Here is a 14,375-nt window from a genome sequence, read left to right as displayed (position 1 = left end):
TTACCAAATAACTATTTGCTATTTTTTTATAGGTGAAAAGTAGGAGGTATATAGTTTTAGGACAAAGTGTTGATATAGTTGAAACAATGCACTTTTCTTCATATTCAACTAGTTAAAAAGTTTTTTAAAATTTAGTATTGTAAACGATTGCATTTTATTATATAGTGTAGTTGAATTAGTTAAATTTACTAACTAACTAAAAGAAATAAGGCCGTGATTCTATGAATAAGCAACCATCTCATCTACAAGTGAGGACGAATAATAAAAAAATGGTCCTACAATGTGTAAGGGCGTATCAACCAATTTCAAGGGCAGAAATATCGGAAAAACTAAATATAAGTAAGCCAACTGTTTCTTTATTGGTTGATGAACTAGTTCGAGAGAATTGGATTCATGAAAAGGGAAATGGTGAATCCTCCTCACAAGGTGGAAGAAGGCCAATTCATCTCTATTTTAATGAAAACGCTGCCTATGTAATTGGCACAGATATTGGAGGTACGAAAGTAAGAATCGTCATTTCCGACCTTAATGGACATATTATCTGTTCAACAAGCTTTATTACAAAAAAGTATATAGAAACTGGCTTAGTGAAGCAAATACATAAAGAGGTACAAGAGTTGATTCAAAGCAGCAAGGTAGATCCAAAGATGATATTGGGAATGGGAATAGGTGTGCCAGGTATTACAGAAACAGCGTCAGGCGTGGTTGTGGAAGCACCTAGTTTAAATTGGGTTCGCTATCCGCTTTTGATGGAAGCAGAACAATATTTTTCGTTCCCGGTGTTTGTGGATAATGATGTGAATGTAGCGGTTCTTGGAGAACAATGGCTGGGGAACGCGAAACATAAAGAAAATGTTCTATTTATAGCTGTTGGTACAGGTATTGGAAGTGGAATCATTATACAAAATCAGTTATATCGAGGATCTTCAAATGCGGCTGGGGAGTTCGGATATATTGTCACTGATAAAAATGATATGAAAAATGAATTTAAACCTACTTTTCACCGTTATGGGTATCTTGAAAGTGTTGCTGGGGGAAAAGCAATTGGACAAAAGGTAACGAAAGGAATCCTGCAAAATGAGGGGCATCCAATGTATCATGAGGCGATGAAGTCTGAGATTACAGGAGAACAGGCCTTTTCCATGGCAAAAGCAGGTGATGAAATCGCCCAAACGATTGTTGATGAAGCGATTGAACATCTTGCATATGGAATCATTAATGCTGCGACTTTGTTAAATCCTGAAATTATCATATTAGATGGTGGAGTCATGAAGTCGGCTGATTACATACTTCCTAAATTACGTCTTATTGTTCAAAGATATCTTCCAAGTTCAGTTGAATTACAATTGTCGCAATTAGGTGAGTATGCAGGAGTGCTTGGAGCAATATCGCTATTCCTTAGAGAGCATGAAAGCATTTTAAATTAACTGGATTAGCAGAATACAAAGAACTTATCTGCATATTTTATAGCAAGCTATTATTCTATTCGATTCTTTAGTAGGACAATTTGTCCTGCTTTTGAATAAATAAAAACACGTTAAGGGGGATTCTTATGTTTAAAAAGAAACATTTTTTCGTTCTTTTGATTGCTGCATTGATGCTCTTTGTGTCAGCATGCTCTGGTAGTTCTTCTACTGAAGAAGAAAAACCAAGTGGTGGAACTGACGAAGGCAAGACTGAAGAAAAAGCTGAAGCAAGTGGTAACTTAGTAATCTATACAGCACGTGACCAAACAATTGTGGATCAAGTTGTTGAGATGTTTAATGAAAAATACCCAGATGTTAAGGTTGATGTATTAACAATGGGTGCTCAACAAGTTCTTGAACGTATTCGTGGAGAAAAAGCAAATCCACAAGCTGACTTCTGGTGGGGTGGAACGCAATCTGCATTCATGACAGCAGCAGATGAAGATTTACTTGAACCATTTAAGCCAAGTTTTGATGCTAGCATTCTACCAGAACATAAAGATGCTGAAGGTCGTTGGTATGGTGAAATGCTTTTACCAGAGGTAATCATGATTAACTCTGACATGCTATCGAAAGAAGAAGCTCCACAGGATTGGGATGATCTTCTAGATTCAAAATGGAAGGATGAAATCATTATCCGTGGTGTATTAGCATCAGGAACAATGAGAACGATTTACTCTGCAATGATTCACGAGCAAGGTGCAGATAATCCAGATGCTGGTTACGAATGGCTTGCTAAGTTAGATGCGAATACAAAAGAATATGCACAAGATCCTACTAATCTATACTTAAAGCTTGCTCGTCAAGAAGGATCTATTTCTCTTTGGAACCTTCAAGACATTTTAATTCAAAAAAACCAGCACAACCAACCATTTGATTTTGTGTATCCAGAAAGTGGAGCGCCAATTCTAGTTGATGCTGTTGGTCTTGTGAAAGATGCAAAGAACCTTGAAAATGCAAAATTATTCTATGAGTTCTTGTTTGAACCAGAAACACGTACAACGTTAGCGGAAGATTTATATCAAATTCCAACACGTACCGATATTGACAAGTCTACAATGCCTGATTGGTATCAAGATCTTGAATTGAAGTCATTAGACCTTGATTGGGGAGTAATGGCTGAAAAAGAAGCTGAGTGGATGCAATATTGGGATGAGAACATTAAAGGTAAAAATTAATAGTTTTTAACTTTATTCACTGAATAAAGTTAATACCTCCGGCGGATGCCACCGATTTTTTAGAGGAAGTTTTCGAGCGTAGGATTAAAGACTAAGAACGTCACGTCCTGTGGCAACGTCTTTGTGACCCACCTCGTGTGGGCCTAAAAAAGTCTGGGCGCAAATACGCCAAGGCACAATTGATAAAAGGGGTGAAGAGTTGTTTTCACCCCCTTTTTAAGGTTAGGAAGTTTCACAAAATTTAGTGTCTAGCTCCAGCGCCTAGCCCCTCGAGGTCGCTTCACCTCTTCTGCGGCGGCAATAGCCTCCTCGTCAGGGCTGAGCAAGGCGCTTGCACTTTTCTAATTCACAGCGAGGTGTTTGATTTGAAAAATGTAAGACTTGATCATGTTAGTAAGCTGTTTGGAAAAGCAAGAGGGGTAGAAAACGTAAATATCGACGTAAAACCTGGTGAGTTTTTCACATTTTTAGGTCCATCAGGATGTGGAAAAACAACGACATTACGGATGATTGCGGGATTCTATTTTCCTACTCAAGGGAAAATTTTGTTCGACAATAAAGATGTAACAACCCTCCAACCAAACAAGCGTAACATTGGAATGGTGTTCCAAAACTACGCGTTATTCCCTCATATGACCGTTTTTGAAAATATTGCATTTGGTCTAGAAGTACGTAAATTACCAAAATCCGTAATTAAAGAAAAGGTAGAAAAAGCACAAAAACTTGTTCACCTTGATCAATATGGTACTCGTAAAATCAATGAATTATCTGGTGGTCAGCAGCAGCGTGTAGCTTTAGCTCGTGCGCTTGTAATTGAGCCGGATATTCTTCTTCTTGACGAGCCGCTATCAAACTTAGATGCAAAGCTTCGTGAGGAAACCAGAATTGAGATTAAGAGACTTCAAGTTGAGTTAGGAGTGACAACGATTTATGTTACACATGACCAAACGGAAGCAATGACGATGTCTGATCGAATTATGGTTATGAAAGATGGCGTTGTTCAGCAAATAGGAACTCCTCAAGAAATCTACAATCGTCCTTCTAACCACTTTGTTGCCTCCTTTATTGGAGAAGCCAATATTGTGGATGGAGAAGTTGTTGAAATAAATGGTGACACAGTGAAAGTGAAACTAGAAGAAGATGTATTTGTAGTAGGTTCAATGACTCAATCTGCAAATGGGAAAAAGCTTGTTGTTGGTGATAAAATCAAATGCTCAATTCGTCCAGAAGCAGTACATGAAGGACCAGGTGTGAACCAACTAACAGGTACAATTCAGTTGGTTGAATTTACAGGGGTTAGCATCAATTATGTTGTAAAAGTAGGATCCAATATTATTAAGGTCATGATAATTAACAAAGGAAACAAAATTTTAAGTCGCGGTGATTCTATAACCCTTCACATACCTGAAAATGGAATTTACTTAATTGGCGAATAGGAGGTGAAAGAATGAGTGCGAATCAAAGTACTGTCGTGCAAGAAAACTGGTGGGCACGTCTTACCCGTTCAAAATATTTTGTATATGTTTTAATTTCTCCCTTATTTTTAGTGCTTTTAGCATATGTTATTTATCCGTTTTACCAAACGTTTATTCAATCAGTAGTCGGTGAAGAAGGCGCAAATCTCGAAAATTACCAACGCTTCTTTGGTTTAACAAGTACAGCAAACCTAGAGGCGCTTTGGACAAGTATATATATATCCGTAATCAGTGTGATTACGTGTGCAATTGTTGGTGTAACAATGGCATTTTTAATGGAACGCTACGAATTCCCAGGAAGAAAAATTCTTTCTGTATTAATTCTTGTTCCGATGGCATTGCCACCTCTTGTTGGGGTTTTGTCATTTACTTTCCTTTATGGGGAAAGTGGAATTATTCCAAGGGCTTTTCAAGCACTATTTAATCTGGAAGAGGTTCCATTTGCCTTAAAAGGTGTTGTTGGGGTAATCGTAGTACATACATTCACGATGTATACGTACTTTTATTTAACTGCTGCAGCAGCAATAAAAGGGTTAGATCCTTCATTGGAAGAAGCAGCAACAAGCCTTGGATCTGGAAGGATTCGAATTTGGAGAAAGGTAATCTTACCAATGCTGACTCCAGCACTCGTAGCTTCTTCGTTACTTGTATTTATGATTTCAATGGCTTCATATACAGCGCCATTAATGTTCGGTGTAGAAAGAACCATGACGATGCAAATCTATCTATCTCGTACAAATGGGGATTTAGATATGGCGGCAACACAGTCAACAATCCTATCCGTTGTTTCTATTTCTTTCTTAATTTTAATGAGATGGTATCAAGGAAGACGGAACTTCCAAAACCAAAGTAAAGGGATTAGTGTTCACAGAACCGAACTACGTTCCCCTTTTGTAAAATACGTATCGATGTTCCTTTCTTTTGTTGGGGTTATTATCTTGATGCTTCCAATTCTTGTCCTTGTACTTATTTCGTTTTCTGTGGACGGGGAGTGGACGGTACAAATTATCCCAACTGCTTACACCTTGCAGCACTATATTGACCTGTTTACAGATGAGCGTACATGGCGCCCAATTTGGAACAGTTTACAGATGAGTTTTGTTGCAACAGCAGGAAATATCCTATTTGGTGTGGCAGCAGCTTATGCAATGGTTCGGACAAAATTTAAAGGGAAAGCCTTACTCGATATCTTAATCATGGTTCCTTGGGCCTTGCCTGGAACCGTTGTAGCGGTTAACTTAATTGCTGCATTTAGTGAACCAACTGTTTTCAGTTTTAACCAAGTTTTAATCGGTACTTTCTGGATTTTACCGTTAGCTTATTTTGTTCGTCATTTGCCACTGATTTTCCGGTCTACTTCCGCAGCATTAATGCAAATGGATGAATCAGTAGAGGAAGCAGCACGTAGCTTAGGCGCTAACTGGTGGTACACATTTAGAAGGGTCGTTGTTCCAATGGCCTTCTCTGGTATTCTAGCGGGTACATTGCTTGCGTTAGTTCAAGGATTAGGAGAATTCGTTGCTTCCATCCTTATCTATAGCACGTCAACGATGCCGCTATCCGTTGCGATATTCCAAAAAATGTACGCCTTCCAATTTGGAACGGCTTGTGCGTACGGCGTTCTTCAAATCATTTTAATTATTACAGTTCTGTTTATTTCACAAAAGATTACGGATGGTAAAGCAGGATCCGCAATCTAAGAAGGGAGAACATATAAATGAAGGCTAGTGACATTCACGGAAGAGACCTGAAGACATTGGAACAGGCTACGTTTGCGGTTGTTCCACTTGGGAGCTTTGAATACCATGGGCCGCACTCTCCTTTAGGAACGGATATTATTCTTGCTGATGGTTTTGCAGATTTAATTGATGATAGTTTAGGTGGAGCCGTTTACCCAACGGTTCCTTACACAGCTTGTCCTGGAAAAACATCTAAATATCAAGGGACAATTCCAATCCGTCCTAGTATTATCACAGAATATGTAATTGATATTACGATGGGAATTATTAATCAAGGTATCAAAAAGATCATTCTTTTAAATGCTCATGATGCGAATATGGGCGTTTCTCGAACAGTTGCTGAATATGTAACTGGTAAACATACGGACGCAAGCTTCATGTTAATTAACTGGTGGCAAATGGTAGCTGTCGATGCTGCTGAAGAAATTGGGTTTGTCGGGACAAAAGGCAGAGGTCATGGTGGCCCATATGAAATGTCGGCAGTAAAAGCATTTCGTCCAGATTTAGTACATGTACAAAAAGAGGACCAAGAATTCAAGGAGGTGCCTCCACTTTCTTCTATGCCCTATGTTCTTGTGGAAGGAACCCCAAAGGCATGGGATGGATATACAGGGTTAATTCAACAGACCTCCTATGAAAAAGGAACAAAAATAGTGGAAAAGGCAGCCTCCAACATGAATGAATTAATCAAAAACTGGCTCGCATAACTTTATTCAGCAGTGCTGAACAAAGTTAAAGCTTTCGGCGGAGACATGCGATTTTTAACGGAAACTTTTCGAGCAAGCTCGAAGAAGTCTGGGCGCAATACGCCGATGTGTATTTGAAGAAGACAGAAGGGATTGACTAGATTGAAAACCTCACTTAGAGAGAAGATTATTCAAACAGAAGGCACAGTTTTTCCTTCTAAAACATATACGTCAATGGTGCTTGAACCAGCCTATAATGAAGCAAAGAATGAATTGCTTGATTCAATGATTGAAATCCATAATGCCCATTTGATTATGTTAGTTGAACAAGGACTTGTCGGGAAAGAAGAGGCTGAAAAGATAGCAAAGGCTGTTTCTCATCTTAATCCGGACGAATTTCAAACAAGAAGCTACACTGGAGAATTTGAGGATTTATTTTTTGAAGTGGAGCATGCGTTGATTGAAAATGCCGGAGACATTGCTGGAAACCTTCATATTGCAAGGAGCCGTAATGATATGGGAATTGCTATTTACCGGATGACATTACGTAAAAAGCTTCTTCCGTTAATCGAAAAAGCATTGGGGCTTCGTGAGGCTCTTATCGAAATGACCGACGAACATAAGGAAACGATCATGATTGGTTATACTCACACACAACAGGCGCAACCAACAACTTTGGCTCATTATTTAAATGCGATGACAGATATGTTAACTCGTGATATTGTTCGACTTCAAGCTGCTTATAAAACTGTAAACCGCAGTAGTATGGGGGCAGCAGCACTAACAACTTCAGGTTTTGCGATTAATCGAGATCGCATGAAGGACTTACTTGGTTTCGAGGACATGATTGATAATGCCTGGGACGCTGTGGCAGGTGCCGACTATATCGCAGAAACAGCAACAGCTGTTCAATTATCAGCATTGAATCTAGGTAGATCCATGCAAGACTTTTTATTATGGGGTACACAGGAATATGGAGCATTCCTTCTTTCCGCACCATATGTACAAATCAGTTCCATCATGCCCCAGAAGCGTAACCCTGTTTCAATTGAACATATGAGAGCACTATTATCAAGTGTAGCGGGTGATTGCCAAACCGTTTTATTGATGGTCCATAACACTCCATTCGGAGATATTGTCGATACTGAGGATGACATGCAGCCATACATTTGGAAAGCCATCGAGAAATTAGGCGGCATTTATGAGCTATTGACTTCAGTCTTGCTTACAATGGAAGTGAATAAAGAAACACTTCTAAAAAGAGCAAAAGAAAGCTTCGCGAATGTAACGGAATTAGCTGATACAATCGTACGTAAAGATGGTCTATCCTTTCGCCAGGCACATCATGTAGTGAGCTCAACAGTTAAAGCACTTACAAATCACGGCAAAACGTCATTGGAATCATTAACATTAGGACTTTTAAATGAGCAGTCTCAAAAGACAGTTGGCAAGGAATCTACTTTAACAGAAGAAGAATTACAGCAAGCTTTAAGTCCAGAGTATTTTGTTAAAATCCGTGATCTAGAGGGCGGACCAAGCCCGAGTCGAATGGAAAAAACAATCAATACACGCCTCATCGAGCAAGACGAACTTTCAGGTTGGTTACATGACAAACGAGAGCATCTTACCAAATCGCAAGCAAAAGTTTTAAGCATCATCACAGAATGGGTTGGAACCAATGAATAAGGACACCATCGAACTGCTTGCAGTTGACGGTGGTGGAACAAAAACACTCGCGGTTATTACGGATGCAAATGGAAACATTCTTGGAGAAGGGAAAGCTGGAGCCACGAATTATCACGTAGTTGGGGCTGTCAGAGCTAAAGAATCTTTAGTAAAAGCCGTTCTTGCTGCTTTTGAGAATGCAGGGATTGATTTTGGTAATGTAGGCAACGTGAAAAAAGCCGTAGTTGCCTTGGCGGGAATTGATACCGAAAATGATGAAAAAGAAGTTAATAGAGTTGTGCTTGAAGCAGTTAAGGAATTGTCGATAAAGATTGACAGATTACAAGTAGAAAATGATTGCCTTTCCGCTTTATTAGGCTCGACTCAATACAAAGCTGGTGTCCTATTAATTGCAGGAACAGGCTCTATCGTGTTTGCTCATGATGCCAACAATCGAATTGTCCGTTCTGGTGGATGGGGACACCGATTTGGAGATGAAGGTAGCGGGTATTGGATTGGAAAACAAGCCATAAAATCTGTTCTCAAAATGCAGGATGGTCGTGGCGAGGACACACTGTTAGCAAAGCTAATTTTGCGGAAATTTAATTTTAATAAAATTGAAGATCTTTATAATTGGGCCTACAGTGAATCTTATTCTGTTGATGATGTCGGTGCACTTGCAACCACAGTAGATGAGGCATTTCGATTGGGGGATCCAGTAAGTAAACGGATACTAGAGCGTGCAGTAGAGGAACTGCTACTTCTAGTAAATACTGCAGTTAATAGTGCGGGCATCCATCAGAATGAATTTGATTTGATTTTACAAGGTGGCGTTTTTCAACACAACCACTACATAAAAAATCAAGTTCGTAGCAGGATTCAGCTTAGTTTTCCAAAAGTAAACATGATAACCACAACTGAAGAGCCCATTCAAAGTATAATCAAGCGTGGTTTGAAGTTACTTTAGTGGTTACCACATTCAAATTAGAAAGAGTCTACTGATTACAGTAAAGGGTTCCGATTTCGGGTGCTTTATTTAATAAATGACATAAAACTGACGTGTGAATTGGTACACGTCAGTTTCTTTATTTGCTAAGGTATAAAAACTGTTTCTTCGTTTTTGACATACAATTGACACTCATTAGTATGATAGACAACATGGGGTAGAACATTGAAAAAAGCGGGTCAAAACTTCTGTCAATCGCAATGCCATTTCGAGGGCTTACCTTATCGGTTGTGGGGACTGGCTAGGCACCAGGCGGTTGAATAAACGGAAAAATTTCGCCTAATTAGTAAAAAGCACTGATAATAGCGTAAATAGACGGAGAGATTCCCCTTATTGGCTCTAAAAATATGAAAAAAAGGGTTTTTGCTCTGGATAACAGGAAAACCTCCGCTTATTTAGATCTAAACGAACTCGATTCGGAATTTAAACGAAAAACCTCCGCTTAGTTTCTTCAGTTCCTCATAAATGGCAAGACAACACAGCAATTGCTGGGACAACTTAAAACAATTATGATGCCAAATCAACTGTTATTTCGGCACTTATTTTAAGAAAAGTACCTCAAAGCAAAAATCCTTTAGAATACAGTAAACCCTTTTTGGGTTAGAACCTATCTAATCGTTTGTTTGCTACTCTTGTCCATTCAATTTCCATGTAACCACACTTGTAGTTATTCCGCCAGCTAATATGGTTATAGCTGAAAGGAAGAATGTATCACTAGAAACGAATAAACCTCCAAGACATATGACAAAAACATCTATAATCAGGATGATGATGCCTACATTTATTTTCACTATCTCTGAAAGGAACTGGGCTAATAAATCTGTCCCACCGGTGCTTGTTTCAAAGCGAAGCATAAAACCAATACCAAAACCAATCAAGATCCCACCAGTAAACGAGCTAACCATTGGCGAAATATGTAAACGGAATTGATTTAAGTTATGAAAAAGGTCAATGAAAAATGAAGATAGAAGCATACCGTGCAAACTATTAAAAAAATAGGAACGATATTTAAGCCAAGAGATAATAAAGATAGGAATACTTAATATCATGATTGTGACACCAGCATTGGTATGAAATAAATAACTAATAATTAAACCTAAACCAATAATCCCACCATCTAAAACTTTGTTAGGTATTAAAAAAATATTTATGCCTATTGCGATTGTTACGCTACCTATAAGGATAGCAACTGCTTTTATGAAAACGTGCATTGATTCAGAACTCTCCTGTCTATGTGGACGTGTTCTATATATATGCTAATCACGTGACATATTGGACAACTTTTTCTTGATTATATAACCAGTAAACTGGTTGAAAATAACAATCAAAGGGCTCAGGTGAAACTCAGTTTGATAGGAAAATACTCCTATTCCACCCGTTTCTAGGTATTTTTTTCCTTACACTACACAGAATAGGATAGAGAGAGATATTCTATTGAGGAGGGGTTTTCTTGTGAAAAAAATTATATGTTATATTGCTATTTTAAGCATCGCGATTTTCTTAGCCTCATGTAATCAAAACGATCAAACACAAAAAGAAGATAATGAGCATGTAAACGAAACGGAACAGCCAGCTGAAAACAATAACAATGATACAACGAATGAAGAAAACAATGATGAAGCCACTCAGGAAGAAGAAAAGAATGGAGTGGGTGAAAACGAACAAAGTACGGAAAATGATGTAACACCAACAAGTGAAGATAAGGTATACCAAAACAAAATTTTCAAAGACGTAAAGGTTTCTGAGAAGGATAATCAACTTGTTATAACTGGTAAAGCTCAAGTTTTTGAAGGTGTTTTTGACTATGCTGTTTATGATGGTGAGGAAAAGCTTCTTGAAAAAAACTATCAAACAGTTGGTGCGCCTTCGTGGGGTGACTTTGAAATCCAAATTGAAAAAAATTTAATAGCAAATGCAAAAAATGAAGCCAGATTCGAACTGTTTGTTTATTCCGCAAAAGATGGTTCGAAAGAGAATGTTTTACCTATTCCACTGACAACTAAATAATATAACTTTAAAAACTGACTCGACTGAGTCAGTTTTTTATTTAAATGCTCAATCTCGCGGACATTACTTAACCCTTTCCTCTAATTTCCGAAATCAGTACCTTCCGATTCCTCAAATTTAAGGTGAAAAATTTTCACTAAAAACACTATAATTAATATGAAAATTGTAAAAATTATGATTTCTATACGAAAAATATATACATAACGGAGGGTTTACCATGGAATTTAACCAAATTGGAGTGATTGGTTCAGGAACAATGGGAGGCGCAATCGCTCATCAAGCTGCAATTTGTGGATTTAACGTAGTGCTTGTAGATGTCGACCAACGATTTTTAGATAGTGCACAAGCACGTATGGAAAAATTGATGGATCGATCAATTAGCAAAGGGAAATTAACTGAGGATGATAAATCAGCGATTCTTTCAAGAATAAAACTAACAACTAGCATGGCTGACGTAGGAGATTGTGATGCTGTTATCGAAGCTATCATTGAAGATTTAGATGCGAAAAAAGAGATTTTTCAGCAATTAGATGAAATTTTAAAACCAGGTGCACTAATTGCGTCAAATACATCATCCATGTCAATTACCGTACTTGCCAGCAGCACAAACAGGCCAGAACAAGTTGCGGGCATGCATTTTTTCAATCCGCCACAGGTGATGAAATTAGTAGAAGTCATTAGAGGATATAAAACGAGCGATGAAACTGTAAGCGCATTCAAAGAATTGGCAATTGCGATGAAAAAAGAACCAATTGAAGTAAAGAAAGATGTTCCAGGATTTATTGTAAATCGGATTCTGATTCCTCAATTCATTGAAGCTATCCGATTAGTGGAAGAAGGCGTTGCGACACCGGAAGATATTGACAAGGCGGTTACGTTAGGACTGAACTATCCAATGGGCCCTTTCACTCTCCAAGATTATGCAGGGGTAGATATTGGATTACACGTTATGGATTATTTTTATGAGGAATTCAAGGATCAACGATTTGCAGCACCTCTTACACTACGAAATTTAGTTCGCGCAGGCCGTGTCGGTAAGAAGGCAGGAGCAGGCTGGTACGACTATAACAACTAATAAAAAGAAAGGTTGTGTTTATGAAACATGGATACAATCCAATACATTTCTAATGATCAACATATCGGAATTGTTTATTTAAATCGACCTCCATACAATCCGTTAAGTAGCCAAGTATACAATGAATTATTCACATTGTTTGAGGAACTTGAAAAGGATTCAGAGGTTCGCGCCATCATTCTTACTGGAAAAGGTGACCGTGCTTTTGCAGCAGGTGCTGATATTAATGAAATGGTCAACCTAGATGGTGTTGACATGATGGAAATGTCGAGAATCTCACGACTTGCCTATGACAAAATTGAATCCATTTCAAAGCCAGTGATTGCCGCGGTAAACGGGCTTGCTCTAGGTGGTGGCTGTGAATTAGCACTTGCATGTGACTTCCGAATCGGTTCACCAACAACAAAATTCGGATTACCTGAAATAAATTTAGGCATTATCCCAGGTGGCGGTGGCACGCAGCGTCTTCCACGTTTAATCGGTCAAGCAAAAGCAAAAGAACTGCTCTATTTTGGTGAAATGATTGATGCTGAGAAAGCACTTGAAGTGGGCTTAGTTAATAAGGTGGTAGAGTCCGAAAACGTACTGGATGAAGCAATTGAATGGGCGGAAAAATTAGCTCAAAAACCAAGGGTAGCGATGAAAATGTTAAAAACCTCGATTAATCGAGGTAAAGAGGTAGATCTACAGGCTGCTTTAGACCTTGAAACAGCTTGTTTTGGAAATGCGTTTGCAAGTCAGGATCGTGTAGAAGGAATGAGATCTTTTGTAGAAAAGAGAAAACCACAATTTGTAGGAAAGTAGGGTGAAGACTATTGAGTAAAGAAATTGTAGTCATTGATGGTGCACGTACTGCTTTTACAGAATTCGGAGGGTCCTTTCGTGATGTATCTGCAATCGATCTTGCTGTACATACAACGAAGGAAGCGATGCGCAGGTCATCAATTCAACCAGAAGAAGTGGATCAAGTAGTAATCGGAAATGTCATTCAATCCAGTACTGACGCAATTTATATGGCAAGGCATGTCGGGTTAAAATCAGGTATACCTGAACATGTTCCAGGATTAACGGTTAATCGACTTTGTGGCTCAGGCTTACAAGCCATCATAAATGCTGCGCAATCTATTAAACTAGGAGAATCCAATGTTAGCATTGCGGGTGGTACAGAAAATATGAGCCAGGTTCCACATGTTGTTCGTGGAGCTAGATGGGGCTTACCGCTCGGAAAAGCACCCATGGAGGATTACCTCTGGGAAGCACTCTACGATCCATATGGGAAATGCTCAATGGCGATTACAGCGGAAAACCTTGCCGAGAAATATGAGATTTCAAGAGAACAAATTGATGAGTTTGCCTCACAAAGTCATAAGCGTGCATTAGCAGCTCAAGAAAATGGAATTTTTGCTAAGGAAATTGTACCGGTAACTGTGAAAGTAAGAAAAAGCGAGAAGGTAATCGATCAGGATGAACATCCACGTGATACACCAGTTGATGTGTTAAATACCTTACCAGCGAGATTTAAAGAAAACGGTGTGGTAACTGCCGGAAATGCCAGTGGTATCAATGATGGCGCAGCAACAATGGTCGTCACTTCTAGTGAATATGCCGAAAAGCGAAATCTAAAGCCATTAGCAAGATTAGTGTCATGGGGAATTGTTGGGGTCGAACCGAAGTACATGGGAATTGGACCAGCACCTGCAATTTGTCAGGCATTAGATCGTGCCAATATGAAGGTAGAGGATCTAGATTTAATCGAAATCAATGAAGCCTTTGCTGCTCAATATCTTGCGTGCCAAAAGGAATTAGGCTTTGACCCAAGTATTGGGAATGTCAATGGCGGTGCAGTTGCATTAGGTCATCCGCTCGGAGCAAGTGGTGCGAGAATCAGCCTCTCATTACTATATGAGCTTAAGAGAAGGAATAAAAAATTTGGTGCTTCTGCCTTATGTATCGGAGGAGGCCAAGGAATCGCGGCAATTTGGGAAGTCTTGTAGTTTTAATCAATCGGGGCTTCAGCCCTGACTGATTAAGGAAATTTTAGTTATTGGGGTGAATTATATGAAAAAAAATTAAGCAAA

12 protein-coding genes are annotated in these 14,375 nt (G+C 38.8%); 11 read left to right on the top strand and 1 reads right to left on the bottom strand.

Annotated features, from left to right (window positions below; genetic code table 11):
* The first annotated feature begins 221 nt into the window (after positions 1-221).
* The 7 genes from BTHG_RS09595 to BTHG_RS09565 all read left to right on the top strand — a co-directional run bounded on the left by BTHG_RS09595 (position 222) and on the right by BTHG_RS09565 (position 9,176).
* Positions 222-1,427 carry an ROK family transcriptional regulator gene (locus tag BTHG_RS09595; RefSeq protein ID WP_042341663.1) on the top strand — a complete coding sequence of 402 codons (1,206 nt, stop codon included), beginning with the start codon at positions 222-224 and terminating at the stop codon, positions 1,425-1,427.
* 125 nt (positions 1,428-1,552) lie between these two features.
* Positions 1,553-2,644, top strand: a complete 1,092-nt coding sequence (locus tag BTHG_RS09590; RefSeq protein ID WP_010676537.1) for an extracellular solute-binding protein — start codon at positions 1,553-1,555, stop codon at positions 2,642-2,644.
* A gap of 365 nt (positions 2,645-3,009) precedes the next feature.
* Positions 3,010-4,080, top strand: a complete 1,071-nt coding sequence (locus tag BTHG_RS09585) for an ABC transporter ATP-binding protein (RefSeq protein WP_010676536.1) — start codon at positions 3,010-3,012, stop codon at positions 4,078-4,080.
* 11 nt (positions 4,081-4,091) lie between these two features.
* Positions 4,092-5,819, top strand: a complete 1,728-nt coding sequence (locus BTHG_RS09580; RefSeq protein ID WP_010676535.1) for an ABC transporter permease — start codon at positions 4,092-4,094, stop codon at positions 5,817-5,819.
* 17 nt (positions 5,820-5,836) lie between these two features.
* Entirely contained in the window at positions 5,837-6,565 is a 729-nt protein-coding gene (locus tag BTHG_RS09575; protein WP_010676534.1) for a creatininase family protein, read from the top strand.
* A gap of 141 nt (positions 6,566-6,706) precedes the next feature.
* Positions 6,707-8,230, top strand: coding sequence for an argininosuccinate lyase (gene argH, locus BTHG_RS09570; RefSeq protein WP_010676533.1), 1,524 nt, complete (start codon positions 6,707-6,709; stop codon positions 8,228-8,230).
* A complete protein-coding gene (locus tag BTHG_RS09565; RefSeq protein ID WP_010676532.1) occupies positions 8,223-9,176 on the top strand; it encodes an N-acetylglucosamine kinase in 954 nt (317 codons plus the stop codon). Before argH ends, BTHG_RS09565 begins: the two co-directional genes overlap by 8 nt.
* Positions 9,177-9,841: 665 nt before the next feature.
* Here BTHG_RS09565 and BTHG_RS09560 read toward each other — a convergent pair.
* Entirely contained in the window at positions 9,842-10,426 is a 585-nt protein-coding gene (locus BTHG_RS09560; RefSeq protein ID WP_010676531.1) for a YitT family protein, read from the bottom strand.
* A 241-nt stretch (positions 10,427-10,667) separates the two neighbouring features.
* On the opposite strand from BTHG_RS09560, the gene BTHG_RS25775 reads away from it, so the two are divergent.
* From BTHG_RS25775 to BTHG_RS09540, 4 genes are all read left to right on the top strand, one after another.
* Positions 10,668-11,222: a Gmad2 immunoglobulin-like domain-containing protein gene (locus BTHG_RS25775; RefSeq protein ID WP_010676530.1), complete on the top strand. Its 555-nt coding sequence runs from the start codon at positions 10,668-10,670 to the stop codon at positions 11,220-11,222.
* A gap of 217 nt (positions 11,223-11,439) precedes the next feature.
* Positions 11,440-12,297: a 3-hydroxyacyl-CoA dehydrogenase family protein gene (locus tag BTHG_RS09550; RefSeq protein WP_010676529.1), complete on the top strand. Its 858-nt coding sequence runs from the start codon at positions 11,440-11,442 to the stop codon at positions 12,295-12,297.
* A gap of 27 nt (positions 12,298-12,324) precedes the next feature.
* Positions 12,325-13,101 carry an enoyl-CoA hydratase/isomerase family protein gene (locus BTHG_RS09545; protein ID WP_010676528.1) on the top strand — a complete coding sequence of 259 codons (777 nt, stop codon included), beginning with the start codon at positions 12,325-12,327 and terminating at the stop codon, positions 13,099-13,101.
* Positions 13,102-13,112: 11 nt separating this feature from the next.
* Positions 13,113-14,291 carry an acetyl-CoA C-acetyltransferase gene (locus BTHG_RS09540; protein WP_010676527.1) on the top strand — a complete coding sequence of 393 codons (1,179 nt, stop codon included), beginning with the start codon at positions 13,113-13,115 and terminating at the stop codon, positions 14,289-14,291.
* The last annotated feature ends 84 nt before the right edge of the window (positions 14,292-14,375 follow it).

The organism is Bacillus timonensis (assembly GCF_000285535.1).
Taxonomy (GTDB): domain Bacteria; phylum Bacillota; class Bacilli; order Bacillales; family Bacillaceae_L; genus Ferdinandcohnia; species Ferdinandcohnia timonensis.
The sequence above is the reverse complement of the archived record's forward strand: the minus strand, read 5'-3'. Positions and strand labels throughout refer to the sequence as shown.

Excerpts from the sequence above, each read along its gene's own strand:
- BTHG_RS09560 (WP_010676531.1), bottom strand. The coding sequence starts at position 10,426 with ATGCACGTTTTCATAAAAGCAGTTGCTATCCTTATAGGTAGCGTAACA.
- BTHG_RS09545 (WP_010676528.1), top strand. The coding sequence starts at position 12,325 with ATGGATACAATCCAATACATTTCTAATGATCAACATATCGGAATTGTT.
- BTHG_RS09595 (WP_042341663.1), top strand. The coding sequence starts at position 222 with ATGAATAAGCAACCATCTCATCTACAAGTGAGGACGAATAATAAAAAA.
- BTHG_RS09580 (WP_010676535.1), top strand. The coding sequence starts at position 4,092 with ATGAGTGCGAATCAAAGTACTGTCGTGCAAGAAAACTGGTGGGCACGT.
- BTHG_RS09575 (WP_010676534.1), top strand. The coding sequence starts at position 5,837 with ATGAAGGCTAGTGACATTCACGGAAGAGACCTGAAGACATTGGAACAG.
- BTHG_RS09565 (WP_010676532.1), top strand. The coding sequence starts at position 8,223 with ATGAATAAGGACACCATCGAACTGCTTGCAGTTGACGGTGGTGGAACA.
- BTHG_RS09590 (WP_010676537.1), top strand. The coding sequence starts at position 1,553 with ATGTTTAAAAAGAAACATTTTTTCGTTCTTTTGATTGCTGCATTGATG.
- BTHG_RS09550 (WP_010676529.1), top strand. The coding sequence starts at position 11,440 with ATGGAATTTAACCAAATTGGAGTGATTGGTTCAGGAACAATGGGAGGC.